Source organism: Cellulomonas sp. zg-ZUI22 (assembly GCF_017353535.1).
In the GTDB taxonomy this organism is placed as follows: Bacteria; Actinomycetota; Actinomycetes; order Actinomycetales; family Cellulomonadaceae; genus Cellulomonas; species Cellulomonas wangleii.
In genome coordinates this window covers 873,642-898,637 of sequence record NZ_JAFMUZ010000001.1, presented here as the reverse complement: position 1 = coordinate 898,637, position 24,996 = coordinate 873,642, and the positions used below count along the sequence as shown (strand labels likewise).

At 73.4% G+C, this 24,996-nt stretch carries 23 protein-coding genes and 1 tRNA gene; 9 read left to right on the top strand and 15 right to left on the bottom strand.

Going from position 1 to position 24,996, the window contains the following annotated elements; genetic code table 11:
- Positions 1-94: 94 nt before the first annotated feature.
- Positions 95-829 carry a hypothetical protein gene (locus J1G43_RS04130; RefSeq protein WP_207339474.1) on the bottom strand — a complete coding sequence of 245 codons (735 nt, stop codon included), beginning with the start codon at positions 827-829 and terminating at the stop codon, positions 95-97.
- Between the two features lie 216 nt (positions 830-1,045).
- Between J1G43_RS04130 and J1G43_RS04125 the strand changes: the two genes are divergently transcribed.
- From J1G43_RS04125 to J1G43_RS04115, 3 genes are all read left to right on the top strand, one after another.
- Complete coding sequence (locus J1G43_RS04125) at positions 1,046-1,771, top strand: response regulator transcription factor (RefSeq protein ID WP_207339475.1); 726 nt, start codon at positions 1,046-1,048, stop codon at positions 1,769-1,771.
- A gap of 158 nt (positions 1,772-1,929) precedes the next feature.
- Positions 1,930-3,339 carry a Na+/H+ antiporter NhaA gene (nhaA, locus tag J1G43_RS04120; RefSeq protein ID WP_207378015.1) on the top strand — a complete coding sequence of 470 codons (1,410 nt, stop codon included), beginning with the start codon at positions 1,930-1,932 and terminating at the stop codon, positions 3,337-3,339.
- An 11-nt stretch (positions 3,340-3,350) separates the two neighbouring features.
- Positions 3,351-4,280, top strand: a complete 930-nt coding sequence (locus J1G43_RS04115) for an alpha/beta fold hydrolase (RefSeq protein WP_207339477.1) — start codon at positions 3,351-3,353, stop codon at positions 4,278-4,280.
- On the opposite strand, the gene nth is transcribed toward J1G43_RS04115, so the two are convergent.
- Entirely contained in the window at positions 4,270-4,968 is a 699-nt protein-coding gene (nth, locus tag J1G43_RS04110) for an endonuclease III (RefSeq protein WP_207339478.1), read from the bottom strand. The two genes, J1G43_RS04115 and nth, sit on opposite strands and share 11 nt — an antisense overlap.
- Before the next feature lie 129 nt (positions 4,969-5,097).
- Here nth and J1G43_RS04105 point away from each other — a divergent pair, with 129 nt between their 5' ends.
- Entirely contained in the window at positions 5,098-5,508 is a 411-nt protein-coding gene (locus tag J1G43_RS04105; protein WP_207339479.1) for a hypothetical protein, read from the top strand.
- Between the two features lie 135 nt (positions 5,509-5,643).
- Entirely contained in the window at positions 5,644-6,321 is a 678-nt protein-coding gene (locus tag J1G43_RS04100) for a Crp/Fnr family transcriptional regulator (RefSeq protein ID WP_089798017.1), read from the top strand.
- Positions 6,322-6,389: 68 nt separating this feature from the next.
- Here J1G43_RS04100 and J1G43_RS04095 read toward each other — a convergent pair whose 3' ends face one another.
- The 3 genes from J1G43_RS04095 to J1G43_RS04085 are packed head-to-tail and all read right to left on the bottom strand — an operon-like array spanning position 6,390 to position 7,396.
- Positions 6,390-6,899, bottom strand: coding sequence for a RidA family protein (locus J1G43_RS04095; RefSeq protein ID WP_207370046.1), 510 nt, complete (start codon positions 6,897-6,899; stop codon positions 6,390-6,392).
- On the bottom strand, positions 6,896-7,054 hold the full coding sequence (locus J1G43_RS04090; protein WP_163275479.1) for a hypothetical protein: 159 nt from the start codon (positions 7,052-7,054) through the stop codon (positions 6,896-6,898). The genes J1G43_RS04095 and J1G43_RS04090 overlap by 4 nt, the downstream gene beginning before the upstream one ends.
- A gap of 27 nt (positions 7,055-7,081) precedes the next feature.
- Positions 7,082-7,396, bottom strand: a complete 315-nt coding sequence (locus J1G43_RS04085; RefSeq protein WP_307859466.1) for a WhiB family transcriptional regulator — start codon at positions 7,394-7,396, stop codon at positions 7,082-7,084.
- Between the two features lie 192 nt (positions 7,397-7,588).
- On the opposite strand from J1G43_RS04085, the gene J1G43_RS04080 reads away from it, so the two are divergent.
- The 3 genes from J1G43_RS04080 (at position 7,589) to J1G43_RS04070 (ending at position 11,210) form a co-directional block, all read left to right on the top strand.
- Positions 7,589-10,105: a transglycosylase domain-containing protein gene (locus J1G43_RS04080; RefSeq protein WP_207339481.1), complete on the top strand. Its 2,517-nt coding sequence runs from the start codon at positions 7,589-7,591 to the stop codon at positions 10,103-10,105.
- Positions 10,102-11,088 carry a metallophosphoesterase gene (locus J1G43_RS04075; protein WP_249670636.1) on the top strand — a complete coding sequence of 329 codons (987 nt, stop codon included), beginning with the start codon at positions 10,102-10,104 and terminating at the stop codon, positions 11,086-11,088. The genes J1G43_RS04080 and J1G43_RS04075 overlap by 4 nt, the downstream gene beginning before the upstream one ends.
- Positions 11,089-11,136: 48 nt before the next feature.
- Positions 11,137-11,210 (top strand) — tRNA-Pro (locus J1G43_RS04070).
- A gap of 111 nt (positions 11,211-11,321) precedes the next feature.
- Here J1G43_RS04070 and J1G43_RS04065 read toward each other — a convergent pair.
- From J1G43_RS04065 to J1G43_RS04030, 8 genes are all read right to left on the bottom strand, one after another.
- Positions 11,322-11,747: a hypothetical protein gene (locus J1G43_RS04065; protein WP_207339482.1), complete on the bottom strand. Its 426-nt coding sequence runs from the start codon at positions 11,745-11,747 to the stop codon at positions 11,322-11,324.
- A gap of 20 nt (positions 11,748-11,767) precedes the next feature.
- Positions 11,768-12,748, bottom strand: coding sequence for a DUF4097 family beta strand repeat-containing protein (locus J1G43_RS04060; protein WP_207378014.1), 981 nt, complete (start codon positions 12,746-12,748; stop codon positions 11,768-11,770).
- Positions 12,745-13,416: a response regulator transcription factor gene (locus J1G43_RS04055; RefSeq protein WP_207339484.1), complete on the bottom strand. Its 672-nt coding sequence runs from the start codon at positions 13,414-13,416 to the stop codon at positions 12,745-12,747. The genes J1G43_RS04060 and J1G43_RS04055 overlap by 4 nt, the downstream gene beginning before the upstream one ends.
- The gene (locus J1G43_RS04050; RefSeq protein ID WP_207370044.1) at positions 13,404-14,753 is read right to left on the bottom strand and encodes a sensor histidine kinase; all 1,350 of its coding nucleotides are present in this window, start codon (positions 14,751-14,753) and stop codon (positions 13,404-13,406) included. Before J1G43_RS04050 ends, J1G43_RS04055 begins: the two co-directional genes overlap by 13 nt.
- Before the next feature lie 213 nt (positions 14,754-14,966).
- Positions 14,967-16,475, bottom strand: a complete 1,509-nt coding sequence (locus J1G43_RS04045) for an alpha-N-arabinofuranosidase (RefSeq protein WP_207378013.1) — start codon at positions 16,473-16,475, stop codon at positions 14,967-14,969.
- A 97-nt stretch (positions 16,476-16,572) separates the two neighbouring features.
- Positions 16,573-17,910 carry an ABC transporter substrate-binding protein gene (locus J1G43_RS04040; protein WP_242635198.1) on the bottom strand — a complete coding sequence of 446 codons (1,338 nt, stop codon included), beginning with the start codon at positions 17,908-17,910 and terminating at the stop codon, positions 16,573-16,575.
- A gap of 48 nt (positions 17,911-17,958) precedes the next feature.
- Positions 17,959-18,873, bottom strand: a complete 915-nt coding sequence (locus J1G43_RS04035) for a carbohydrate ABC transporter permease (protein WP_242635197.1) — start codon at positions 18,871-18,873, stop codon at positions 17,959-17,961.
- Positions 18,870-19,820 (bottom strand): carbohydrate ABC transporter permease, encoded by a 951-nt coding sequence (locus J1G43_RS04030; protein WP_249670637.1) that lies wholly within the window; start codon positions 19,818-19,820, stop codon positions 18,870-18,872. Before J1G43_RS04030 ends, J1G43_RS04035 begins: the two co-directional genes overlap by 4 nt.
- Positions 19,821-20,120: 300 nt before the next feature.
- On the opposite strand from J1G43_RS04030, the gene J1G43_RS04025 reads away from it, so the two are divergent.
- Entirely contained in the window at positions 20,121-21,146 is a 1,026-nt protein-coding gene (locus J1G43_RS04025) for a LacI family DNA-binding transcriptional regulator (RefSeq protein ID WP_207800107.1), read from the top strand.
- A 167-nt stretch (positions 21,147-21,313) separates the two neighbouring features.
- Here the strand turns inward: J1G43_RS04025 and J1G43_RS04020 are convergent, their stop codons facing one another.
- Positions 21,314-23,833, bottom strand: a complete 2,520-nt coding sequence (locus J1G43_RS04020; protein WP_207378012.1) for a glycoside hydrolase family 48 protein — start codon at positions 23,831-23,833, stop codon at positions 21,314-21,316.
- 304 nt (positions 23,834-24,137) lie between these two features.
- Positions 24,138-24,995, bottom strand: a complete 858-nt coding sequence (locus tag J1G43_RS04015) for an ABC transporter permease (RefSeq protein ID WP_207339489.1) — start codon at positions 24,993-24,995, stop codon at positions 24,138-24,140.
- Position 24,996: the final 1 nt, after the last annotated feature.

Genomic DNA, 24,996 nt, shown 5'->3' with positions numbered 1-24,996 from the left:
GGCCAGCACGAGCAGGCCGATGAAGAAGCCCTCGAGCGCAGTCATGCACCGATCCTAACGACGAGAGCGCCCGGGTTCGTCCCGGGCGCTCGGATCAGACCGCCAGGACACGCCCGGCGACGTAGACGAGGACACCGCTGACGGTGACGGGCAGCACCACGACCGCCAGCGCGGGCAGCCGTCGCTCGAGCGCCGGCAGCCGGTCGAACAGGGCGTGCAGCGCGGTGACGAGGATGCCGACGCCGAGACCGAGCACGGTGCCCGCGACCAGCTGCACCGTCGGCAGCAACCAGCCGACGAGCGTGCCGCCCGCCGTCGCGGCGGCCACGGTGAGGAGGTACACGAGCCAGGTGCGGCCCCGCAGCGCGACGCAGGCCGAGCCGAGCGCGAGCGCGACCGCACCGGCGACCACCAGCTCCTCGCCCCCGTCGAGCCGGGCCGTGGCGACCCAGCCGGTCACGCAGACCGCCAGCACGGTGCCCGCGACGGTGCCCGAGACGGACTCGACCATGCGCAGCCGCCCGTCGCGGCGCAGCATCTCGTTGACGAACGCGAGCACCACGGCCGCCGCCAGCACGAGTGCCAGGTGCTGCAGGTACGGCTGCTCGGGCGTGAACGTCACGGCCGCGACGGAGCCGAGCCCGCCCAGCGCGACCACGGCACCGGCGCCGGGCGTGAACGGCAGCGCGGCGAGCCCGGGCCACCCCAGCGCCAGGACGAGGACGAGCACCGCGCTGACCGCGGCCAGCGGCAGCACGCCCGTGAAGCCGGCCACCGCGACCACCGCGGCGAGCACGGCGGTGAGGACGGACCGGGTCTCGACGCTCATCGGGGACCCCGTCGGCCGTCAGGCCGACACCTCAGGGGCGGGTCGAGGCACGGACGCGTCGGACGGCGGTGGTGAAGCACGCGGGCGATTCTCGCAGACGCCTCCTGGGACCGGGGACGCGCGGACGGGTGGTGCAGGTGAGTGCCCGTGAGCGGTCGGCGCGATGCACGCCCACCACGCGGTACCGTGTGCCCACTCGCAGCCAGGAGGTGACAGGTGGCGGATCTGCTGCTGCTCACGCCTGCGTCCGGGGGTTCGGCACAGGTGCTTCCCGCGTTGGGGCTCCTGTCCCACCGGGTCCGGGTGCTTCCCGTCGAACCGTCCGCTCTCGTGGACGCCCCGGACGCGGACATCGTCGTGCTCGACGCGCGCCGCGACCTCGTCACCGCCCGCACCACCTGCCGGCTGCTGCGCGCCACCGGCCTGACCGTCCCGCTGGTCCTGGTGCTGACCGAGGGCGGCCTGACGGTCGTCACCGCCGAGTGGGGCGCGGACGACATCATCCTCGAGCACGCGACGCCCGCCGAGGTCGAGACGCGGTTCCGGCTGGTCATGGAGCACGCGGCGACGTCCTCGTACGACGACGCGCCGCAGGAGATCTCGTCCGGCGAGCTGACGATCGACGCCGGCGGGTACACCGCCCGGCTGCGCGGGCGCCCGCTCGACCTCACGTACAAGGAGTTCGAGCTCCTCAAGTACCTGGTGCAGCACCCGGGCCGCGTGTTCACGCGCGCCCAGCTGCTGCAGGAGGTGTGGGGCTACGACTACTACGGGGGCACCCGCACCGTCGACGTCCACGTGCGGCGCCTGCGCGCGAAGCTGGGCCCCGAGCACGAGCAGCTCATCGGCACCGTGCGCAACGTGGGCTACCGGTTCGACCCGCCCAAGGACCGCCGGGTGACGGACGACCGCTCCGACGTGGCGGAGCCCGCGGGGGCCTGACGGGCCCTGACCTGCCTGTCCGCCGCGGCACCCCGCGGCCGGCGGCGCGGTCCGGCACCGCGTGCGGCTGCCCGTGCCCGTCGGTAGTGTGGACGACCGGTGCGCCGGGAAGTCTGGTCGGCAGTGACCCCCGTCGACCCCACCGAGAGGTACGACCTGTGCCCACCACGCCTTCCGGCGCGCCCGCGCCCGCGCCCCGCCCCGCCCGCACGCTCTTCGGCAGCCTGAGCGCCGCCAGCGAGCGCAACCTCGCGGACACCCTGCGCGACGAGCGGATCGGCGGTCTGCTCCTGCTGGCCGGGGCCGTCGCCGCGCTGCTGTGGGCGAACCTCGCCCCGGAGTCGTACCGCGCCGTCAGCGGCACCGTCATCGGCCCCGCTGCGCTGCACCTCGACCTCGACGTCGCGCACTGGGCGGCCGACGGGCTGCTGGCGATCTTCTTCTTCGTCGTGGGGCTCGAGCTCAAGCGCGAGATGGTCGTCGGCGAGCTGCGGCACGTGGCGACCGCCGCGCTGCCCGCCGCGGCGGCCGTCGGCGGCATGGCGGTCCCGGCCCTCGTGTACCTGACGGTCAACACGGCCCTGCCGGGCGGCTCCCCCGAGGGGTGGGCCGTGCCCACGGCCACCGACATCGCCTTCGCGGTCGGCGTCCTGGCCATCGTGGGGCGCGGCGTACCGGTCGCGCTGCGCGCCTTCCTGCTGACCCTGGCCGTGGTCGACGACCTCCTCGCGATCGTCATCATCGCGGTGGGGTACACCGACACCGTGACGTTCGGGCTCGTGCTCGGCTCCGTCGCGGGCGTCGCCGTCTTCGCGCTCGCCCTGCGTCGCGGCGTGCGCTCGCCGTTCCTGCTGGTGCCGCTCGCGCTGGCCACCTGGGCCCTGCTGCACGCCTCCGGCGTGCACGCCACGATCGCCGGCGTGCTGCTCGGGTTCGCGGTGCCCGCGGCGGCGGGCACGGCCCGGCCGGGGCGGGGCGGTGCTCTGCGTCCGGGCACGGACGGCGACCACTCGCTCGCCGAGCGCTACGAGCACGTGTGGCGGCCGGTGTCCGCCGGCTTCGCCGTGCCGGTGTTCGCGCTGTTCGCGGCGGGCGTCACGGTCGACCCGGCGACGATCGGCGCGACGTTGACCGAGCCCGTGGGCCTCGGCGTCGTCCTGGGGCTCGTGCTGGGCAAGCCCGTCGGCATCACGCTGGCCACCTGGGCGGTGTCCCGGTTCACCCGCGCCCGCCTCGCGCCCGGGCTGGGGTGGTGGGACGTGATCGGCGTGGGCCTGCTCGCCGGCATCGGCTTCACCGTGTCGCTGCTGGTCGGCTCCCTCGCGTTCGGCACCGGGACGGAGCTGGGCGACCACGTCGTCGTCGGGGTGCTCGCCGCCTCGCTGCTCGCCGCCCTGACCGGCGGTGCGGTGCTCGCCTGGCGCGGCCGCGTGCACAGCGCACGGGCCGACGGTGCCTCCGCACGGGCCGACGGTGCCTCCGCACGGGCCGACGGTGCCTCCGCACCCGACCCCGGTCCCGGTCCGCGCGGGACCGAACAGGACACCGACCCCGGGGCGAGCCGGTAGGTTCGCACTCGATGACCACCGTCGACTCCGCGTCGCTCCTGATCGAGGGGCCCTGGCAGCACCGCTTCGTCACCGCGAACGGCGCCCGGTTCCACGTCGCACTGACCGGACCCCAGGACGCGCCGCTCGTGGTGCTGCTGCACGGCGTCCCGCAGCTGTGGTGGGCGTGGCGCCACCAGCTCCCCGTCCTCGCCGCCGCGGGGTACCGGGTCGCCGCGATGGACCTGCGCGGCACCGGCGGGTCGGACAAGCCCCCGCAGGGCTACGACGTGCCGACCCTGGCCGCGGACGTCGCGGGCGTGGTCCGCTCGCTCGGTGCGGAGTCCGCCGTGATCGTCGGCGCAGGCACGGGCGGTGACGTGGCCTGGGCGACCGGCGCGTACCACCCGCGGGTCGTGCGGGCGCTCGGTGTGCTCGCCGCCCCGCACCCGCTGGACGCCGTCGCGCTGCCGGTCCCGCCGCTGCGCCCTCCCGCCGCCGCGGTGCTCGCCTTCGCGCAGCTGCCCTCGCTGCCGGAGCGCGCGATGGTGCGGGGCGACCTCGTCGACCACATGCTCGGACGGTGGGGCGGCGTGCCCGGCCTGCCCGGCCGCGAGGCCGTCGAGACGTACCGGCGTGCGGTGCGGGTGCCGTTCGCCGCGCACAGCCAGCTGGAGCAGGTGCGCTGGCTGGTCCGATCGACCCCGCGCCCCGACGGCGCCCGGTACCGGGCGGTGCTGCGCGCGGCCCGCCCCGTCCCCGTGCTGCAGGTCCACGGCGTGCTCGACGGGCTGCGGCCCGCGTCGGGCTCCGCGCTGCGGGCCGTCACGGCGCACGTGGCCCGGCCGTACCGGTACGAGCTGCTGCACGGCGCCGGGCACTACCTGACCGACCAGGCCCCCGGCCTGGTCGGCGAGCTGCTGGTCGACTGGTTGGCCGAGGTCGAGTCCGTCAGCCCTTGAGCATCGCGGCGGCCCGCACCGGGTCCGTCTCCCCCATGCCCGCGGACGGGCACATCGCGGCGACGGGGCACGCCCCGCACGCCGGGCGCCGCGCGAAGCACGTCCGGCGCCCGTGGAAGATCAGCCGGTGCGACGCCATCGTCCACTCGCGCCGCTCCAGGAGCGCCCCGAGCTCGGCCTCGATGACCACGGGGTCCTCGCTGGTGGTGTAGCCCAGCCGGTGGGACAGGCGCTGCACGTGGGTGTCCACCGTGATGGCCGGCACGCCGAACGCGTTCCCGAGCACGACGTTGGCCGTCTTGCGACCGACACCGGGCAACGTGACGAGGTCCTCGAGCCGACGGGGCACCTCACCGCCGAACCTCTCGACGAGCGCGCGCCCGATGCCGGTCACCGCCCGCGTCTTGGCCCGGAAGAACCCGGTGGGACGCAGCACGTCCTGGAGCTCGGTGGGGTCGGCCGCCGCCAGCGCGGCGGCGTCGGGCCACCGCGCGAACAGCTCGGGCGTCGTGAGGTTCACGCGCACGTCCGTGGTCTGCGCCGACAGCACTGTCGCCACCAGCAGCTCGAACGGGGTGCGGAAGTCGAGCTCGCAGCGGGCGTCCGGGTACCGCACGGACAGCGCCCGGTCGACACGTCGGGCACGTCGGGTGCGCGCGAGCGGGGTCTCGGGGGTGAGGTCGGTCACGCGGCGAGCGTACGGGGCACCACCGACGTCGGCCCACCGTCGGCCGCCGTTGGGCCTCGCGGGTGAAAGGACCGTACGGATCGGTGCGGACCGGTCAAGGGCGGACGGTCACGATCCGAACCAGCAGGGGTGACGTCCGGCGTCGAACCCCTGCACGAGCTGCGGCTCGCGCGCCGCGCGCTGCGCGCCGAGCGCGACCGGGTCGCGTGGTGGCGCCGTGCCGTGCGGGCCCGCATGGACCTGGCGGTGGCAGCGGCCGCCTCCCCCGGCACCCTCGGTGAGCAGGTCGCGTTCCTCCTGCCCCTCGACGTCTGCCTGCAGGTGCCGCGCCCCGACGAGCTGGGTGCCGCCCTGCCCCCGGGAGACGGCCACGACCTGGGCCGCCTGCCCGACCTGCGCGCGCTCGACACCCGGCTCGCCGCCTACGAGCAGGGCGTCGTGGAGGCTCTCGACCGCACCACCGCTCGCCTCGTCGAGCGCCTCGCCGGCGACCCGTCCGCCGCGCTGCGGCCGCGCGCGCCCGCCGTCGAGGGCCGCTGACCGCCCCGGGGCGCTCTGCGCACCGCGTCGACGCGCGGCGGGCCCGCGATGGGGCAGACTGGTTGCGGACGTCCGGCCTCGGTGCCGGACGGGAGGTACGCCCGCGACCGAGCGGGACGAGGGGAAGGAACCGCCGTGGCGGAGGACATCGTGCTGACGGCGCCGCTGTTCGCGGGCATGGACGAGGAGTCGTCCCGGGCACTCATCGACTCGATGAAGGTGCTCGACGTCACGCGCGGCGACGTCCTGTTCCACGAGGGCGAGCCGGGCGACCGGCTCTACCTGGTGCGCGACGGCAAGATCAAGCTCGGCAGGCGGTCCAACGACGGCCGCGAGAACCTGCTGGCCGTCCTCGGCCCCGGCGAGATGTTCGGCGAGCTGTCCCTGTTCGACCCGGGCCCGCGCACCGCGACCGCGACGGTCGTGGCCGACGCCGTGGTGCTGGAGCTGGGCCACCGCGACCTCATCACCTGGCTCGCCGACAAGCCGACGGTCGCCGAGCACCTGCTGCAGGCCCTCGCGCGGCGGCTGCGCCGCACCAACGAGGCGCTCGCGGACCTCGTGTTCTCGGACGTCCCCGGCCGCGTCGCCAAGGCGCTGCTGGACCTGTCGACGCGGTTCGGCCAGCCCGTCGAGGAGGGCATCCGCGTGGCGCACGACCTCACGCAGGAGGAGCTCGCGCAGCTCGTCGGGGCGTCCCGCGAGACCGTCAACAAGGCCCTCGCCGACTTCGCCGCACGCGGCTGGGTCCGCCGCGAGGGCCGAGCGGTCGTGCTGCTCGACGTCGACCGGCTGGAGCGTCGCGCCCGCTGAGACCGCGGCCGGCCCGTCCGGGCCGGCCCGTGCGATCGGCCCGTGCGATCGGTCCGTCCCGGCTGCGCTCAGTCCGTCTCGACGACCAGCTCGAGCTCGACGGGCGAGTCCAGCGGCAGCGCCGCGACCCCGACGGCCGAGCGGGCGTGCACGCCGCGCTCGTCGAGCAGCTCGTGCAGCAGCAGGCTGGCGCCGTTGACGACGGCGGGGTGGCCCGTGAACGCGGGGTCGCTCGCGACGAAGCCGACCACCTTGACCACACGACGCACCCGGTCCAGAGCTGCCACCGGGTCCTCGTCGGGCCCCTCGGCCGCGAGGACCGCGCCGACGGCAGCCAGCGCGTTGAGCGCAGCGGTCCGCGCGAGCGCCGTGGCGGTCTCGACGTCGACCTCCGCGCCGACCTTGCCCGTGACCGGCAGGGCGCCGTCGACGAACGGGAGCTGCCCGGAGGTCCACACGTGCGCGCCGCTGCGGACCGCGGGGACGTACGCCGCGAGCGGCGCCGCGACACCCGGCAGGGTCAGGCCCCGCTCGGCGAGGCGGGCCGCCACACGGCCGGGTGCCGGGTCCACCGTCACGCGCCCTTGGGACGCTTGAGGTACGCGACCAGGCCGGCGTCGGGGCCCTGGATCACCGTCACGAGCTCCCAGCCGTCGGACCCCCACTGGTCCAGGATCGCCTTGGTGGCATGGATGATGAGCGGAACGGTCGCGTACTCCCACTGGGTGGCCATGAGCTCACCCTATCGGCGTGGAAGCGCTCACACGCCGCCCAGCGCGACCAGCGCCGGCTCGCTGCCCAGCAGCTCGTCGCGCCAGGACGCGACCTCCGGGCGCCGTCGCAGCAGCGCGCGGCGCTCGCGCTCGGTCATACCGCCCCACACACCGAAGTCGGCGCGGCTGTCGAGCGCGTCGGCCAGGCAGTCCAGGCGGACGGGGCACCCGTGGCAGACCGCCCGGGCCTCCCGCTGCGCCGCGCCCTCGACGAAGAGCGCGTCGGGCGCCTGCTTGCCCTGACCGCACGACGCCTGTGCTGTCCAGTGGCCCTCGTACACCTGTGCCCCCTGCGCTACCACGTGTTCCTCCGCGTGTTGCTCCCCTGCGTGTCGCAGGCGTGACGGTATCGGCACGAGGGTGGTCCTGACGAGACCCCGGGCGGGTCTTTTCCTGCGGACGGGTGGATGGCGACGTGTGCAGGTCCGGTAAAGGCCGCGCGCGCGGGACCCGGAGCCCCCCGCGGACGCACGTCCCCCCGGTAGCCTGACGCCATGCCGACCCCTGCCCGCGCGCGCGGACGCAGGGTCAGCGCCGCCCAGGCGTTGGCCCTCCTGCTCTCCTTCTGCCTCGTCGCCGGGATCGGTGGCGTCCTCGCCGCCGGCCTGGTGCTGCCCGGCGTCGCCGTCGCCAACGGCGTCACGAGCATGTCCGTGACGGCGTTCGACGACCTGCCGAGCGAGCTCGAGCAGGCCCCCCTGCCGGAGAAGTCGGAGATCCTCGCGGCCGACGGCACGCTGCTGGCGACGTTCTACGACCAGAACCGCATCGTCGTGCCGCTCACCGAGATCGCGCCGATCCTGCAGAAGGCGGTCATCGCGGTCGAGGACCGCCGGTTCTACGAGCACTCCGGCATCGACCCCGCGGGCATGCTGCGGGCGGCCGTCGCGCAGGCCGGCGGCGAGACGCAGGGTGCGTCGACCCTGACGCAGCAGTACGTCAAGAACGTCTTCCTCGACGCGGCCGAGCGGGTCGAGGACCCCAAGGAGCGCGCGCGGCTGCGCGCCGAGGCCAAGGTGTCGAAGGGCTCGCCCGGCATCGCGCGCAAGCTCCGCGAGGCCAAGATCGCGATCACGCTCGAGAAGTCCATGACGAAGGACGAGATCCTCGAGAAGTACCTCAACATCGCCGCGTTCGGGGCGTCGGTGTACGGCGTGGAGTCGGCCGCGCAGTACTACTTCAGCAAGTCCGCCAAGGACGTGAACTACCTCGAGGCCGCGACCATCGCCGGCATCACGCAGTCGCCCAGCGCCTGGGACCCCGTCGGCGCGGCCAACCAGACCGACGAGCAGCGTGCCGAGCGGCACAAGAACTCCCAGAAGCGCCGGGACAAGGTCCTGCGTGACATGGAGCGCGAGGGGTACATCACCCCGGAGGAGCTGGCCGCCGGGCTGGCGACGCCGATCCAGGACACGCTGGCCGTCTCGCCGCTGCGCCAGGGCTGCATGTCGGCCGACGCGGCCGTGCCCGGCTCCGGGTTCTTCTGCGACTACGTCACCAAGGTCATCGCCAACGACCCCGCCTTCGGGGAGACGCCCTCGGAGCGCAAGAAGCTGCTGTACATCGGCGGTCTGCGGATCACCACGACCCTGCGTCCCGCGGAGCAGGCGGTGGCCGACGCCGAGGTGAAGGCCGGCGTCCCCGTGGACGACCCGTCGGGCGTCGCCAGCGCCGTGGTCACCGTGGAGCCGGGGACGGGGCAGATCACCGCGATGGCCCAGAACCGCAACTACTCGGCGCTGCGCGAGCAGCAGCCCGGCGAGACGTCGGTCAACTTCAACACGAGCTACCAGTACGGCGGGTCCGGCGGTTTCGCGCCCGGCTCGACGTTCAAGGTCTTCACGCTGCTGGAGTGGCTCAAGCAGGGTCACGCGCTGCAGGAGACGGTCAACGGCTCGCGGCTGCAGTACAACACCCGCGAGTTCACCGCCTCGTGCGTCGGGCGCTTCGCCAACGACACCTTCAAGTTCGGCAACTCCGAGAACGGCCGGGCGATCCCGCAGAACGTCCTCGACGCCACGCGGAACTCGGTCAACTCGGCGTACGTCGCCATGGCGTCCCAGCTCGACCTGTGCAACATCATGCAGGGCGCCGCGGACCTGGGCGTGACCAAGGCCGGCGACCCCAACTCGACGGGCTCGAACGGCAAGCCCCTGGGCGGCGTGCCCTTCGACCCCTACCCCGCGGTGGTCCTGGGCACCGACTCGACGTCCCCGCTGCAGATGGCCGCGGCGTACGCGACGTTCGCGTCCGGCGGCACCTACTGCAAGCCGATCGCCATCACGCAGGTCGTCAAGGCGGACGGCACCGAGGTGGCCGTCCCGTCGGCGGACTGCCGGGGCGGCGCGATCGACCCCAAGTACGCCTCCGCCATGAACTACGCGCTGAGCAACGTGTGGACCGGCACGGCCAAGTCCGTCGGGGCCCCGCCGTTCCCCTCCGCGGGCAAGACGGGGACGACGTCGAGCAACGAGTACAACTGGTTCGTCGGCTACACCCCGCTGCGCGCGACCGCCGTGTGGGTCGGCTTCAGCGACGCCATGCGGTCCATGAACCGGGTGACCATCAACGGCAAGCGGTACACCAGCGGCCCGTACGGCTCGTCGATCGCCGCCCCGACGTGGAAGCGGTACATGACCCAGATCCTCGCCGGCACCGAGAACCCCGGGTTCTCCCAGCCGGCCGACCGTGAGATCTACGGCGAGCGGATCCCCGTGCCGTCCGTGCTGGGCCTGGACGAGCAGCAGGCGCGCGATCGGCTGGAACGGGCCGGGTTCGGCATGTCCGTCTCCGGCGAGCAGATCGCGTCCGGCTACCCGGCGGGCACCGTCGCGGAGCAGTCCGCGGCGACGGCCTCGCGGGGCTCGACCATCACCGTGAAGCTCTCCAGCGGGCAGCCGGCGGCACCGCAGAACCCCGGCCCCGGGCCCGGCGGGCCCGGCGGCCCCGGCACCGGTGGGCCGGGCGGCGGCGGTGGCGGCGGCGGCCGTCCGGGCCCGGGCCAGCCGTGAGCGGTGGCACCCCGGCGACCGGCGCGGCCGGCCTCGCCGGCACCGCCCTGCGTGCGGCCGGCGGGCTGGCCGTGGCCGGGGCCGCCGCCCTGGCGTGGGCCTCGCTCGTCGAGGTCCGCTGGTACGCGCTGCGTGAGGTGACCGTGCCGGTGCTGCCCCCGGGGCAGGCGCCGCTGCGGGTGCTGCACGTCTCCGACCTGCACCTGACCCCCGGGCAGCGTCGCAAGGTCGACTGGGTCCGGGACCTGGCGACGCTCGACCCGCACCTGGTCGTCGACACGGGCGACAACTGGGCGCACGCCGACGCGATGCCCGCGCTGCTGCGGGCGCTCGAGCCGCTGCTCGCGGTCCCCGGGGCGTTCGTCCTGGGGTCCAACGACTACGTGGCACCGGGGTTCAAGAACCCCGCGCGCTACCTGCTGCCCGACGCGCGCCACGCCCCGCAGCGCCCGCCGGCGGCGCTGCCCTGGCGGGAGCTCGTCTCGCGGCTGACGTCCGCCGGCTGGGTCGACCTGTCCAACCGCCGCGACGCCCTCGAGGTCGACGGGCGCCGGCTGTCGCTGGTCGGCACCGACGACGCGCACATGGAACGCGACACGATGCCCCCGGCGGGCGGCCCGGACGACGCGCGCACGTCCGACGGCCGCTCCCCCGCGGTCGACCTGCACGTGGGCGTCACCCACGCGCCGTACCGGCGGGTGCTGGACGCCATGCACGCCGACGGCGTGGACCTGACGATCGCCGGGCACACGCACGGCGGGCAGCTCGCGGTGCCGTTCTGGGGAGCGCTGACCACCAACTGCGACCTGGACCTGCGCCGCGCCAAGGGGCTGCACGGCTGGCCGGGCGCCCGCCCGGACCGGGCCGACGGTGCGGGCTCGTCGTGGCTGCACGTCTCCGCCGGGCTCGGCACGTCGCCGTACGCACCCGTGCGATTCGCCTGCCGGCCGGAGGCGACGCTCCTCACGCTGACGTCGCCCTGATCGGATTTCGTCGCGGGGGTCCTCGTCGGCTATCCTTGCCAGGCTCCACGGGGTGTGGCGCAGCTTGGTAGCGCGCTTCGTTCGGGACGAAGAGGTCGTGGGTTCGAATCCCGCCACCCCGACAGGTCGAAGGCCCCTGATCAGCAGAGATGCGGATCAGGGGCCTTCGTCGTGCGTGACGGGCGGGACCCTCGGGGTGCGGGCGCCCGTAGCGAGCGCGCCTCGGGTGCCCGTCAGGCGTGCGCGGCGCGTGCGCGGCGGCGCCGGCCGGCGCCCGCCACCAGGGCGACGACGCCGGCGCCCACGGTCGTCCCCAGCAGCACCAGCAACGCCCCGACCAGCCAGAGCCCGGACTCGTCCCGCGGCGCCTGGGTGGCCACCCACGCCGCCGTGAACGTCACGGCGACCGTGGCCACGGCGCGTCGGCCGCCGAGCGCCCGGACCGCGAGCACGGTCACGGCCACGAGGCTGACGACGCAGCCCACGACCTGCCACGCCTCGTAGGGCCCGGTGACGTCGCCGGTGACCGGGTCCGTCCGGTACTGCGTGTCCCACCCCAGCCAGGCGAACCAGCAGGCGGCGGTCAGGGCCGCGACGAGGGCGTACCGGGCGGCGGCGCGCCCGGGGCCGGCGGCGGGGTGGTCCGGTGTCGTGGTCACGCCGGGAGTCTGGCAGACCGTCAGCCCTCGGGGCCGAGGTAGGTCACGTCGCCGTCGGACACGCTCAGCTCGACGCGCACGTCGGCGGCCGCGTCCGTCGGGCCCTCGACGCGCTGGCGTCCGTTCGACGTGATCTGCAGCGCGACGGGGGCCCCCGTCCCGTGGACCGTCACGTCGCCGTCGACCGCCTGCACCGTGACGTCGCCGCGCACCTGCGCGACCAGCACGTCGCCGTCCCGGTTCCGCGCCGTCAGCGCACCGCGCACGTCGCGCACCTCGATGTGCCCGTCGGAGCCCCGCACGTCCGCGTCGCCGGCCACGTCGGCCAGGACGACGGCGCCGTCGCGGCTGCGCACCGCGACGTCGCCGCCGGCCTCGGTGACGCGCGCGTCGCCGTCGGCGAGCTCCACCGCGACGTCCCCGCGCACGCCCTGCGCCGTGACGTCGCCGTCGAGGCCGCGCACGTCGAGGTCACCCCGGGCACCGGAGACGTGGACGTCGCCGTCGGCCGCGCGCACCTCGACGTCCGCGGCGGGCCCGGCCACCCGGACCTCGCCGTCGACGGTGCGGACCACCACGTGCGTGCCCTCGGGGACCGTCACCTCCAGCCCTGCGGAGCAGCTCGTCAGCCACACGCCCTCGCACTCGTGCCGCACGACCGTCCGGTCGCCGTCCGACGTGACCTCGTACCGGGGCCCGCCCCAGGCGAACCGCGCGACGCGCTCCACGCGCACGTCGTCCACCGCGGACACGGTGACGAGGACCTCGCCGTCGGCGACGAGCTCGACGACGTCCGTGGCCGCGAGCGTCGCCGCGGCGGACGTGGTCTGCGTGAACATCCACGCGAGGACCTGCACGACGCCGAGCGCGAGCAGCAGCGCCGCGAGCACACCGCCCACCACGGTCAGGGCGCGACCGCCGGCGGGGCGTCGCGCGGGTGCACCCGGGGTGCTGTCCGGCGGTGTCGGCGGCGGGACGTGCGTGGGCTGTGCGGCGGTCACGGTCGGGCTCCGTTCGTCGGGCCGTCCTCGAGCCAGCGCAGCACCGCGAGGACGCGGCGGTGGTCGTCGGCGTCGGGCGGCAGGTCGAGCTTGGTGAGGATGGAGGTCACGTGCTTCTCGACGGCCGGCAGGCCGACGACGAGCCGCTCGGCGATGGCCGCGTTGGACCGGCCCTCGGCCATGAGCGCGATGACCTCGCGCTCGCGGGGCGAGAGCAGGTCGGACAGGGTGCGCCGCGAGCGGGCGAGCACCTGCGCGACGACCTCGGGGTCGAGGGCCGTGCCGCCGGCGGCGACGCGGGCGAGTGCGGCGAGGAAGTCGTCGACGTCGGCCACGCGGTCCTTCAGGACGTACCCCAGCCCGCGCGCGTCGGCGGCGAACAGCTCACGGGCGTAGCGCTGCTCGACGTACTGCGAGAGCACCAGCACGGGCAGGCGGGGGTGCAGGCCGCGCAGGTGGACGGCGGCGCGCAGACCCTCGTCGGTGTGCGTCGGGGGCATGCGGACGTCGGTGACGACCACGTCGGGCAGGTCGGCGGCCGGGTCGCCCAGGACGGCGACGAGCTCGTCCGCGGTGCGGTAGCCGGTGACGGTGTGCCCCTCGGCGGTGAGCAGACGGGTCAGCCCGTCGAGCAGGAGGACGGAGTCCTCGGCGATCACGATGCGCACGGCACCTCCACGGTGAGCACGGTGCCCCGGCCGGCGGGGCTGACGAGGTGGAACGTGCCGTCCAGCGCCTCGACGCGGCGGCGCAGGCCGTCCAGGCCGCCGCCGGGCGCGGTGTGCGCACCGCCGGCGCCGTCGTCCGCGACCTCGATGCGCAGCCGGTCGCCGTCGACCGCCGCGCGGACGGTGGCCCGCGTCGCGGTCGCGTGCTTGGCGACGTTGGTGAGCGCCTCGGCGACGACGAAGTACGCCGCGGCCTGCGCCTGCGACCCGACGCCGTCACCGACGCCGTGGGCGTCGACGTCGACGGGCACGGGGCAGCGGGCCGCGAGTGCCGACAGCGCGGCGTCCAGGCCGCGGTCGGTGAGGACGGCGGGGTGGACGCCCCGGACGAGGTCGCGGAGCTCGGCCAGCACCTCCTTGACCTCACCGTGCGCCGCGTCGATCGCGGCGACGGCCGCGGCCGGGTCCTGGGCGGCGGCCCGGCGTGCGACGCCCAGCTCGACGCCGAGCGCGACGAGGCGCTGCTGGGCGCCGTCGTGCAGGTCGCGCTCGATGCGGCGGCGCTCCTCGTCGGCGGCCACGACGGCGGCCGTGCGCGTCTCGCGCAGGTGCTCGGCGCGGTCCTCGGCGACGTCGGCGCGCTGCTCGGCGGCCCGTGCCGCGCGCTCGGCCTCGGCACGCGAGCGTCCTCCCAGCAGGGTGCGCGTCAGCCGGACCTGCGCGAGGTTCGTGAGCTGCACGACGAGCGCCGCGAGCCACAGCGCCGCCACGGCCCCGGGGACGAGGAGCACGAGGTGGATCGCGTGGACCCGCCCCGCGAACGGTGCGGCGGGCACGACGAGCGCGAACGCCGCCACGCTCAGGGCGACGGACCCGGCGGTCCACGCCAGGAGGCACGTGAGCAGCGCGTGCGCGAGGGCCGCCCACGAGCGGGCGTCGCGCAGCCACGGCCACCACGTGCGCGGGTGGTACGGCGCCCCGGGGCCGGGTGCGGGCGGCAGCACGACGACGCCGAGCTGGGCCCGCAGCCGCGCGCGCTCCCCGGCGCCGTACCCGCGGGCCAGGACCAGCGTCAGGACGAGCAGCGGCACGCCGACGACGAGCACCACCAGCCCGATCCCGAGCGCCACCCCGGTGACGAGCAGGACGGACGCCGCGAGGCTCACGGCCGCCGCCAGGACGATCTGCCCGGCGCCGGCCCAGGTGGCACCCGAGACCGGTGCCAGCCCGAGCGCGCGACCGCCGGTGAGCATCGGCGCGACGACGCGCACGTCGTCGGCGAGCGGGACCTCGTCCGGGAGCGGAGGCGCGGTGGTGGCCTCGATGGTTGTGCTCATGCCGACGACGGTAGGCGTCGCGCGCGGGCCGGCGCTGCGGTGCCCGCCCACGTGGCGGGGTAGGGCACGCCCTACCCCGTACCCGGGCGGGTGGCGCCGGGGCGCCGCCTCATGGCGGCGGGGACGTGCACGAACCGTCACCCGACGACGTGCCTCCCCTCCCCTGCCGGGGCGGGTGCGGCGGTCGCCGGGTGACGGTTCGCGTGCGGTACCTCAGGACAGCTGGAGCCGGAACATGCTCCAGGACGCCGGCGGGAGCTCCGCGCGCAGCGTCGTGCCGTCGACCGCGGCCGACGTGTGGGGCCGCGGCGCGACGCGGTCGGGCTCGTCCATCGTGTTGGCCGCGAACAGGTCGTCGTCGGCGAGCAGGACGGCCTCCGTGAGGGTCGCCGCGCCGAACCCGCGCAGGTCCGTGGCGAAGGCGACGGCCTCGGCGGGGTCGCGGTTGACCACGAACACGGCGAGCTGTCCCGTCTCGGCGTCGTGGGTGGCGACCGCGTCCAGGACCGCCACCTCGCCGTGCTTGGCGGTGGTGAGGGTCGGTGCGTCCACCCGCAGGTCGAGCACCTGGCCCCGCGCGTGACGTGCCGTGAGCGCGAACGGGTGGAAGATCGACTGGCGCCACGCCGGGCCGTCGGGCTCGGAACGGATCGGGGCGATCGTGTTGACGAGCTGCGCCTGGCACGCGATCGCGACGCGGTCGCTGTGCTGCAGCAGCGTGATGAGCAGCGACCCGACGACCACGGCGTCGAGCACCGTGTACGCGTCCTCGCTGAGCCGCGGCGCCTGCGTCCAGTCCGTCGGCAGGCCGGACTCGGTGAGCGCCTTGTTGTACCAGACGTTCCACTCGTCGAACGAGATCATGATCTTCTTCGACGACTTCAGGCGCGCACCGACCGCGTCGGCCGTGGCGACGACCTCGCGGATGAACTTGTCCATGTCGACGGACGAGGCGAGGAAGCTGGCCCGGTCGTCGCCGTCGAGCTCGTAGTAGGCGTGGGCGGACACGTGGTCGACGAGCTCGTACGTGTGCTCGAGGACCGTGTCCTCCCAGGCGCCGAAGGTCGCCATCCCGCGGCCGGAGGACCCGCAGGCGACGAGCTCGAGGTCGGGCTCGACCTGGCGCATCGCGCGCGCGGTCTCGGCCGCCAGGCGGCCGTACTCCTCGGCCGTCTTGTGCCCGAGCTGCCAGGGGCCGTCCATCTCGTTGCCGAGGCACCACGTGCGGATGGCGTGGGGCTCGGGCGCGCCGTGCTCGACGCGCAGGTCGGACACCGCGGTGCCCTTCGGGTGGTTCGCGTACTCCAGGAGCTCGACGGCCTCGGCGATGCCGCGCGTCCCGAGGTTCACGGCCATGACCGGCTCGATGTCGGCCTTGCGGGCCCAGCGCATGAACTCGTTGAGGCCGAACGCGTTGGTCTCGATGGTCTTCCACGCCGGGTCGAGGCGCGTCGGGCGGTCCTCGACGGGTCCGACGCCGTCCTCCCACCGGTACCCGGAGACGAAGTTGCCGCCCGGGTAGCGCACGGCCGTGACGCCCATCTCCCGCACCAGCTCCAGGACGTCGCCGCGCAGACCGTCCTCGTCCGCGGTCGGGTGCCCGGGCTCGTACAGCCCGCCGTAGACGCACCGACCCATGTGCTCGACGAACGACCCGAACACCCGGCGGTTGACGGGGGCCACGACGAAGGCGGGGTCGATCGACAGCTTGCCGCTCTGCATTGCTACTCCTGTGCTGGGGCGCCGCGACGGGTCACGGGCGCGGGGTGGTGGCCACGGGCCCGGGCGCCGGGGTTGCCGGCGCCCGGGCTCACCGCGACTACTGGCCGATCTGGTTCTGCAGGTCCTTCTGCGCCTGCTCGAGAGCCTGCGACGGCGCGACGCCGTTCTCGTAGACCTCGGTCAGGGTGGTGGTGGTGAAGAGGTTGTTCAGCGTCGGCAGGTTCGGGTTCGCGAAGCCGTCGAAGTGGCCGATGCCGTCCTTGACCTCGTTGAGCACGTCGAACAGGTTCGTCCGGAAGTACTTGTTGAACTTGTTCTCCGGGTCCTTCGTGACGGCCTCGTCCTCCCACACCGACATGTTGACGGGGTCGAAGCCGAGGACCTCCCACACGGCGACGTTCGCCTCGGGCGAGAGCTTGGCGAACGCGAGCCACTCCGCCGCGAAGTCCTTCTTGGGCGAGGACTCGATGACGGCCGTGCCGGTGCCGCCGCCACCGATCGTGGCGACGTCGCTGCCCTCGACGACGGGCGCCGGGGCGATCGCGATGTCGCCGGCGAGGTCGGGCATGTAGTCGACGAAGCGCGACGTGTACCAGGCGGGGTACACCACGGCGGCGTAGTCGCCGCTGTTGATGACGCCGAACGCCTGCTCGTCGTCGGGGCTGCCGCCGGGGATCGTGGAGATCGCGCCCGCGTCGAGCATGGCCTTCTGCATCTCGAACGCCTTGACGACGTCGGGGTTGGCGACGTCGACGTCACCGTTCTCGTCGAAGAAGTTGCCCCCGAGCTGCGCGACGATGAGCGGCTCGACGAAGTTGACGGTCGTGCTGGCGATGCCGAACGCCTTGCCGGTCGCCGCGTTGTACTTCGCCCCAGCCTCCGAGAAGTCGTCCCACGTCTCGATGGTCGTGTAGTCGATCCCGGCCTCCTCGAGGAGCGCCGCGTTGTAGAACGTCACGAACGCCCCGACGTGCATCGGGAAGCCGAGCATCTTCTCGGCGCGGGTGTAGAGGTCCAGCCGCGCCTGGACGATGTCGTCCTGGTAGGGCTTGGCGGCCTCGGACAGGTCCATGAGCGGGGTGCGGCCGTCCTCCGACACGAAGTTGGCGAACTTGTTGACCTCGATGTCGACGACGTCCGGCAGGCCGGAGCCCGCGTTGACCGCGAGCTGCAGCTTGTTGTGCATGTCCTGGTACGGGTAGACGGTCACGTCGAGGTCGACGGGCCGGTCAGGGTTCAGCTCGTTCCACTCGTCGGCCATCTGCTCGTAGTAGTCCGCGTGCAGCTCGGCGAACACCCACATGTCGAGCTTGGTGGCCTCGCCGTCGGCGGGGGCCGCGGCGGGCTCGTCCGAGCTGCCGCCGCACGCCGAGAGCATGAGCGCCCCGGCCAGGCCGGCCGCGACGAGCGCCGAGTACCTGCGTGGTCCTGCCATGGTGGTGACTCCGTTTCGTTGTGTGGTGCGGGTGGTGCGGGTGGGCGATCAGCCCTTGAGCGCCCCCGCCGTCATCCCGGCGACGAAGAATCGCTGGAAGCAGAGGAAGAGCACGAGGACGGGCAGGAGGGAGAAGAAGGACCCGATGATCAGCAGGTCGTAGTTGTTCCCGTACGGCGTCAGCAGGGTGTTCAGGCCGATCGGCAGCGTGAACTTCTCCGCCGAGCGCAGCACCAGCAGGGGCCACAGGAAGTTGTTCCACGTGACCATGCCGTTGAGGATCCCCATGGCGGCCAGCGCGGGCCGCGAGATGGGCAGCACGATCCGGAAGAAGATGCCGAACTCGGTGACGCCGTCCACGCGGCCGGCCTCGAGCAGCTCCTTGGGGATCCCCATGAAGTACTGCCGGAAGAAGAAGATCGTCACGGACGCCGCGAGGAACGGGATGACGATGACGCTGTACGAGTCCGCGAGCCCGATGTCGTTCACCATGACGTACAGCGGCAGCATCATGATCTCGAACGGCACGGTCATGAGGAGCAGCACCGAGATGAACGCGGCGGTCTTCCCCTTGAAGTCGTACATCGCGAAGCCGTAGGCGACGAACGAGCTGACCAGGAGCGTGCCGGCCACCTGGACGAGCGTGAGGCCCACCGAGTTGGCGAACCACCGGAAGTACAGGCCCGAGTCGGTGAAGATCATGACGTAGTTGTCGAACCGGAACGACGAGATGTCGACGTCGAGCCGCAGGCCGCTGCGCATGATCTCGCCGCCGTCCTGGAACGTGCCGACGAAGATCACGACGAGCGGCACCAGGACGATGAGCCCGATGACGACGAGGAAGATGCTCTGGATCGTCACGAACATCGCCCGGGGCAGCGGGTACTTGCGACGGCCCCCGGGGACGCCCGTCCCGTGCTCCGCCGAGGGGGCGGGCGTGGTCGTGGCGGTGGGCGCGCTCATCGGGACTCCTTCTTGAACGTGCCGGTGAGGGTGAGGTAGGTGAGGTTGATCGCCATGATCACGACGAGCAGGACCACCCCCACGGCGGACGCGTAGCCGAGGTCGTTCTCCTCGATGCCGCGGCGGTACAGGTAGCCGACGACCGTCAGACCCTGGTTGTTCGGGGAGCTGTTGCCGGCGTAGAGCATGAAGCTCTCGAGGAACATCGCCAGTCCGCCGTAGATGCTGATGGTCGTGACGTAGACCATCGTCGGCTTGATGTTCGGCAGGGTGATGGAGAAGAACTGCCGGAGCTTGCCGGCGCCGTCGATCGACGCCGCCTCGTAGAGCTCGTCGGCGATCGACTGCAGGCCGGACAGGAAGTACAGGATGTTGACGCCGGTGTACCGCCAGGTGGCCAGTGCCAGCAGCGCGACGAGGCCGCCGAGGTCGGTGCGCAGCCACCGCACGGGGTCCGCGCCGAACCACGCGATGACCTGGTTGACCAGGCCCGTGCTCGTCTCGGCGAACATGAGCCGGAAGATGATGCCGGCGACGACGACGGACGTCAGCGCGGGGATGAACATCGACGCCTTGAAGAGGTTCTTCAGGCGGTCCGACCCGAGCCGGGCGTTGATCACGACCGCGAGCAGCAGCGGGACGGGGATGAGGATGACGAGCGTCAGCACCATGTAGCGGGCGCTGTTGTACATGGCCTGCCAGAAGATCCGGTCGTGCCACAGCCGCTCGAAGTTGTCGGTGCCGACGAACGCGGCCTCGCCGAACATCACGCTCTGCGTGCTCATCACGAAGGTCCGGACGAGCGGCACGGCCCAGAACGCCAGCAGCGTGATGACGAACGGGGCGATGAAGAAGTACGGGGCCAGACGCTGCGAGTACAGCAGCCCCTTGAGCCTGTGCCCGAGCGGCGTGCCCGGTGACGCCGGTCGTTCCTGCAGCTGTGCCACTTCCGCTCCTCCTGCCTTCCAGGGGAGGCCTCGCCGCTCGACACCTCTGTCGAGCAGGGCACCCTGGATCGGACGTTTCGCCACACGTGGCACGATGCTCGTCCCCTATGACGATATACACCGCTGACCTGGCGTTTTACGACGTCGTAACCGCCACGCCACTATTGCGCGCGCGGCGTACGTCTGTCAACCTCTCGGCATGGGAACGACGGGACGGCCTGGGCCGGGCGCAGGGGCGGACGCACGCGCGGCGGGTGCACGGGCACCCGGGAACGCGCGGCAGCCGTCGTGAAGGTGACGATGCAGGACGTCGCACGGCGCGCCGGCGTCTCCAACAAGACGGTCTCGAACGTCGTCAACGACCACCCCCACGTGCGCCCCGAGACGCGGGCGCGCGTGCAGCGGGTCATCGCCGAGCTGGGCTACCGGCCGAACCTGTCAGCCCGGGGCCTGCGCTCCGGCAGGACCGGCGTCATCGGGCTCGCCGTGCCGCAGCTGCGGCAGCCGTACTTCGCCGAGCTCGCGGACGCGGTGATCGCCGCCGCGGAGCGGCGCAGCCTGGGCGTGATCATCGGCCAGGCCGGCGCGGACCGTGACCACGAGACCGCCGTGCTCACGAACGGCCTGCGGCAGACCGACGGCATGCTCTTCAGTCCCGAGCACCTCGGCACCGAGGACCGCCACCTCCTCGACGACGTCACCTACCCGCTCGTGCTGCTCGGCGAGCGCATCTTCGGCGGGCCCGACGACCACGTGACCATGCACAACGTCGAGGGCGCCCGCGCGGCCGTCGAGCACCTCATCGGCCTCGGCCGGCGGCGCATCGCCGTCCTCGGCGCCCACCCCGACCGGCGCAGCGGGCAGATGCGGCCGTCGGACCTGCGCGTGCGGGGCTACCGCGAGGCGCTCGCCGTGGCCGGCCTGCCGGAGGACCCACGGCTCGAGTGCGCCGTCGCCCCCTGGCTCCCGCAGAACGGCGTGGACGCGACGCGTGAGCTGCTCGCGTCCGGCGTCGAGTTCGACGCCGTCTTCGCGCTCAACGACAGCCTCGCCATCGGTGCCCTGCGGGCGCTCGCCCGGGCCGGGCGCCGTGTGCCCGACGACGTGGCCGTCATCGGGTTCGACAACATCGGCGACGGCCGCTTCTCGAACCCCTCGCTGTCCAGCGTGGACCCGGGACGGGAGGAGATCGCCGAGACGGCCGTCGCGATGCTCGTCGAGCGCATCGAGGCCGACCCCCGGGACGTCCGCCCGCCCCGGCTCCACAAGGCCGCGTTCCGCATCGTGGCCCGCGAGTCCACGGGCGGTCAGGACGACCAGGCCTGAGGCCGGCGCCCGCACGGAGGCCCGCGCCGCAGCGAGCCGGGACCGAGAGCGTCCTCGACGAGATCCCCCCCGGTCCGGAGCAACGACGAGGGACCGGCCCCGGGCGTGTGCCCGGGACCGGCCCCTCACCCGTCGCGCATGGGGTCGCGACGGGAGCCGTCAGCCGATCAGCCGGCGGTGCAGGCGGCGCCGTTCAGGGTGAACGCCGTCGGTGCGTTGTTGGTGCCGGAGTGCGACCCGTTGAAGCCGATGTCGACGGACGCGCCCGGTGCGAGCGAGCCGTTCCACGCGGCGTTGGTCGCGGTGACCGCCGTGCCGGACTGCGACCAGGTCGCGCTCCAGCCCTGCTGGACCTGCTGGCCGTTGGCGAACGTGAAGCGCAGGTTCCAGCCGTTGAGCGCGCTGGTCCCGTTGTTGGTCACGCGGACCGAGGCCGTGAAGCCGTTGTTCCAGCTGTTGGCGGTGTACCGCACGGTGCAGGCGCCCGTGGGGTTCTGCGTGGGCGTCACCGACGGGGTCGGCGTCACCGACGGGGTCGGCGTGACCGAGGGGGTCACCGTCGGCGTCGGCGTGACCGAGGGGGTCACCGTCGGCGTCACCGTGGGCGTCGGCCCGGGGCCGGCGTCCTCGAAGAGGCGCGAGTAGTCCGACAGGGCACCGGCGATGGCCGTCTGCGCCCAGAAGCGGTGGTACTCGAACTGCGGGTCGGGCCCGCCGTTCAGCGCCGCCTGGACCTTCGCCCACTGCGGGTCGTCCTTGTAGAACGAGCGGATGTCGAGGAACGACACCCCGGGTTCCACCACGTCGCCGTTGGGCATGGTGCCCGACCAGCCGGCCGGGATGTAGACGCCGTTGCCGCCGGCGGTGTACTCGTCGTCGAACCGCTTGTAGTCGCCACGGGTCTCGACCGAGGTGACGCCGAGCGAGTCCTGGTTGTTGTCCCAGATCGCGTCGAGCAGGTCCTTGGCGGTGTCCCGCGCCTCGGTGTTGCCCGACCTGGCCGCGTAGAACAGCAGCGCGCGGGCGGTGTCACCGGCGACGCCGACGTCCTGGCCGGAGCTCTTGAGCGTGACGGTCAGGCCGGCGTTGGAGCCGGGGTTGCTCGGGTTCCAGGTGTCGGGCTTGCCCGACCAGGTGAGCTCGGACGGGACCGACCAGTCGGCGCCGTCGGTCTCGACGTGGTCGACGACCCAGGCCGCCCACTTGTCGAGGACCGTCTTGGCCTTCGCGTTGCCGGTCTCGTAGTAGAGCTCGGCGAGCCGCTGCACGCCCCACGCCTGCATGCCGAACCACTGGTTCGACGGCGGGTCGTTGTAGACGGGCGCCTCGGTGTAGGCCATGCCGTAGAACGTCGGGGTGCCGGCCGGCGGCTGCGCGTACGCACCGTCCCAGCTGTTCGTGGCGCCACCGGCGATCGGACCGTTGGACGACTGCAACCATTGGTACAGCTCGACCTGACGCTCGGCGGCCTTGGTCCAGTCCGCCTTGGCCGTTGCCGACTTCGGCGTCAGCTTCGGGTCGTTGGACAGTGCCCACGCGGCGAACGGGTTCTGGTACCCGAAGTGCGCGTGCGACGAGCCGATGCGCCACGCCCAGCCGGAGCTGGTGTCCGTGGCGCCGCCCCACGCCATGTACCAGGACAGCAGGTAGTGCGCGCTCTCCTTGCCGGAGCCGGCGGGGCAGCTCGGCGACGTGCAGCCGATCGTCTTGAAGTACTTGTCGAACAGCGTGTACCGCAGGTAGTCGCCGAGCTTGGCGGCCTTGGTGACGACGGACGCGACGTCCGCGGCCTTGCCCTGCTCGGTCGCCCACTTGTTGGCCCAGTAGACGGCCTCGACGGCACGCGCGTCGGCGTCGGACGCCGACGTGAACTTCCACTGCTTGGCGTACGACGCGTCACCGGTGAACAGGTCGAGGTACCCGTTGGGGCCGCCGTACGTGAAGTCGTCGCAGGTGGGGTGCGGGACGGTCTCCCACACCGACTCCTGCGGGCCGCGCTGGAACGTGTTGACGAGGGACATGCCCTCGTAGTCCGGGCCGAGCTGGCAGCCGGGGCCGGGAGCCGCACCGAAGCCGTAGACGTTGTCCACGTCGCCCAGCCAGTGCATCTGGTAGATGTCGTTGTTGCCGTACGTCGCACGCAGCTCCGCGGCGATCGGGTCCTTGCCGACGCTGCCGCTGCTGCCGATCTGCGACGGGTAGTTGCTCGGGTGGTTGTACTCCGAGGCGTAGCTCGCCGGGGCGTCGGCCTTGTAGAAGGAGTTCGTCGGCTGATCCGCGGCCTGCGGGATCATGTACGTCTCCATGTTGGTCCACGCCTCGTTCAGCGGGTCCCAGTCACCGGTGGCCTGCCCGTACAGGGCCTCGAGCCAGATCCAGTAGCTGTAGGCCTCGGACGTGGTCATGTGCCCGTAGTCGGGGGCCTCGACCATGAGGGTCTCGACCGCGTGGTACGGGATGCCCTGCGGGCTGAAGTACCCGTTGGCGGGGTCCTTGATCTTCTCGTACTGCTCGAGGAACCGCTGCGCGTACTCGGAGTCGACCGCCACGGCAGCGGGGACCGCTGCCTGCGACGTCGAGCCGGAGAGCGCCTGGGCGGCCTGCATGCCGCCTGCGGCCACGAGCGTCGTGGCCGTCAGGACGGCCCAGGCCGCTCTGACGGCACGCCGTCGGGTGCTTGAGGTCATCTTCCGTACCTTTCCTGGCGTCGACCACGCGCGGCCTCGGTGCCGGGCGTGGAGCCTGTCGGGGGCCTCGGAGCCGGCGACAGTCCTGCACGAAGGAACGGACCGGTCCGCGGTGCGCAGCGTCACGCGCCCGCGGTATGCGGTCTGGACGACGCTCACTCTCACCAGGTGCGGACGCACCGTCCAGGCCGCGAAACGCTTAGGGGCAGGCTCTCGTGGGAGCGTGACCAGGGGGCCTCGCCTGGAGCACGACGACGGTGCGCCACCCGCTGCGGGTGGCGCACCGTCGGGACGTGCGCGAGGGTCAGCTCCAGCGGAACAGACGCACCGCCAGCGGTGTGCCGACGAGCGCCCACGCGGCCATGACGAGCACCTGCTGGGTGGGGAACGGCGCACCGACCCAGGCGTCGGTCATCGCCTGGCTCGCCGCTCCGAGCGGCAGGTACCGGGCGATGGTCTGGACGGCCTCGGGCATGATCGGCAGCGGCGTCCACACGCCGGCGAAGAACAGGCTGATGAAGTACGCCGTCATGCCGATGCCGTTGGCCGCGCCCGTCGTCGCCGCCCGGGCCGCGATGAGCCCACCGACCGCGAACGTCGAGAGCACCCCGAGCAGGAACGCGAGGGCCACCGTCCACGGCTGCTTCGGGAGCGTCACCCCGACCACGAGCACAGCGCAGACGAGGGCGACGACGGCCGCGACGACGAGCGCGCCGAGGTAGACGAGCACCTGCGCGACGAGCAGGCGGGCCGGGCCGACCGGTGTCGCCGAGAGCCGCTTGAGCACCCCGCGCTGCCGGTAGGTCGCGACGGCCACGGGGAGGCTCGACAGCCCGACGGTCGCGACCGCGAGGCTCAGCACGATGGGCGTGTACCCGGTGATGGCGGTGATCTGCGCGAGCAGCGGGTCGCGGTCGTCGAACGGCTCGTCGGCCCACGGCATCGTGAGACCGAGGACGGTGATGAGCAGCGCGGGGAACCCGAGGGCGAAGAACCCCGCCGCGGGGTCGCGCACCAGCAGGCGCGCCTCGGCGACCGTCATCCGCAGCAACGCACCGCCGCGGGGGCGCGACGCCGCCGGGGCTGCGGCGAGGGCACCACGGCGCGCCGCGGCGGGGACGGCGGTGGCCGTCGTGGTCGGGGTCGGGGTCTGGGCGGTCATG

Bases quoted from the DNA above. Each gene is read 5' to 3' on its own strand.
- J1G43_RS04130 (WP_207339474.1), bottom strand. From the start codon at position 829: ATGAGCGTCGAGACCCGGTCCGTCCTCACCGCCGTGCTCGCCGCGGTG.
- J1G43_RS04020 (WP_207378012.1), bottom strand. From the start codon at position 23,833: ATGACCTCAAGCACCCGACGGCGTGCCGTCAGAGCGGCCTGGGCCGTC.
- J1G43_RS04080 (WP_207339481.1), top strand. From the start codon at position 7,589: ATGCCGACCCCTGCCCGCGCGCGCGGACGCAGGGTCAGCGCCGCCCAG.
- J1G43_RS04050 (WP_207370044.1), bottom strand. From the start codon at position 14,753: ATGAGCACAACCATCGAGGCCACCACCGCGCCTCCGCTCCCGGACGAG.
- J1G43_RS04090 (WP_163275479.1), bottom strand. From the start codon at position 7,054: ATGGCCACCCAGTGGGAGTACGCGACCGTTCCGCTCATCATCCATGCC.
- J1G43_RS04045 (WP_207378013.1), bottom strand. From the start codon at position 16,475: ATGCAGAGCGGCAAGCTGTCGATCGACCCCGCCTTCGTCGTGGCCCCC.
- J1G43_RS04040 (WP_242635198.1), bottom strand. From the start codon at position 17,910: ATGGCAGGACCACGCAGGTACTCGGCGCTCGTCGCGGCCGGCCTGGCC.
- J1G43_RS04025 (WP_207800107.1), top strand. From the start codon at position 20,121: ATGCAGGACGTCGCACGGCGCGCCGGCGTCTCCAACAAGACGGTCTCG.
- J1G43_RS04035 (WP_242635197.1), bottom strand. From the start codon at position 18,873: ATGAGCGCGCCCACCGCCACGACCACGCCCGCCCCCTCGGCGGAGCAC.
- J1G43_RS04015 (WP_207339489.1), bottom strand. From the start codon at position 24,995: ATGACCGCCCAGACCCCGACCCCGACCACGACGGCCACCGCCGTCCCC.
- J1G43_RS04115 (WP_207339477.1), top strand. From the start codon at position 3,351: ATGACCACCGTCGACTCCGCGTCGCTCCTGATCGAGGGGCCCTGGCAG.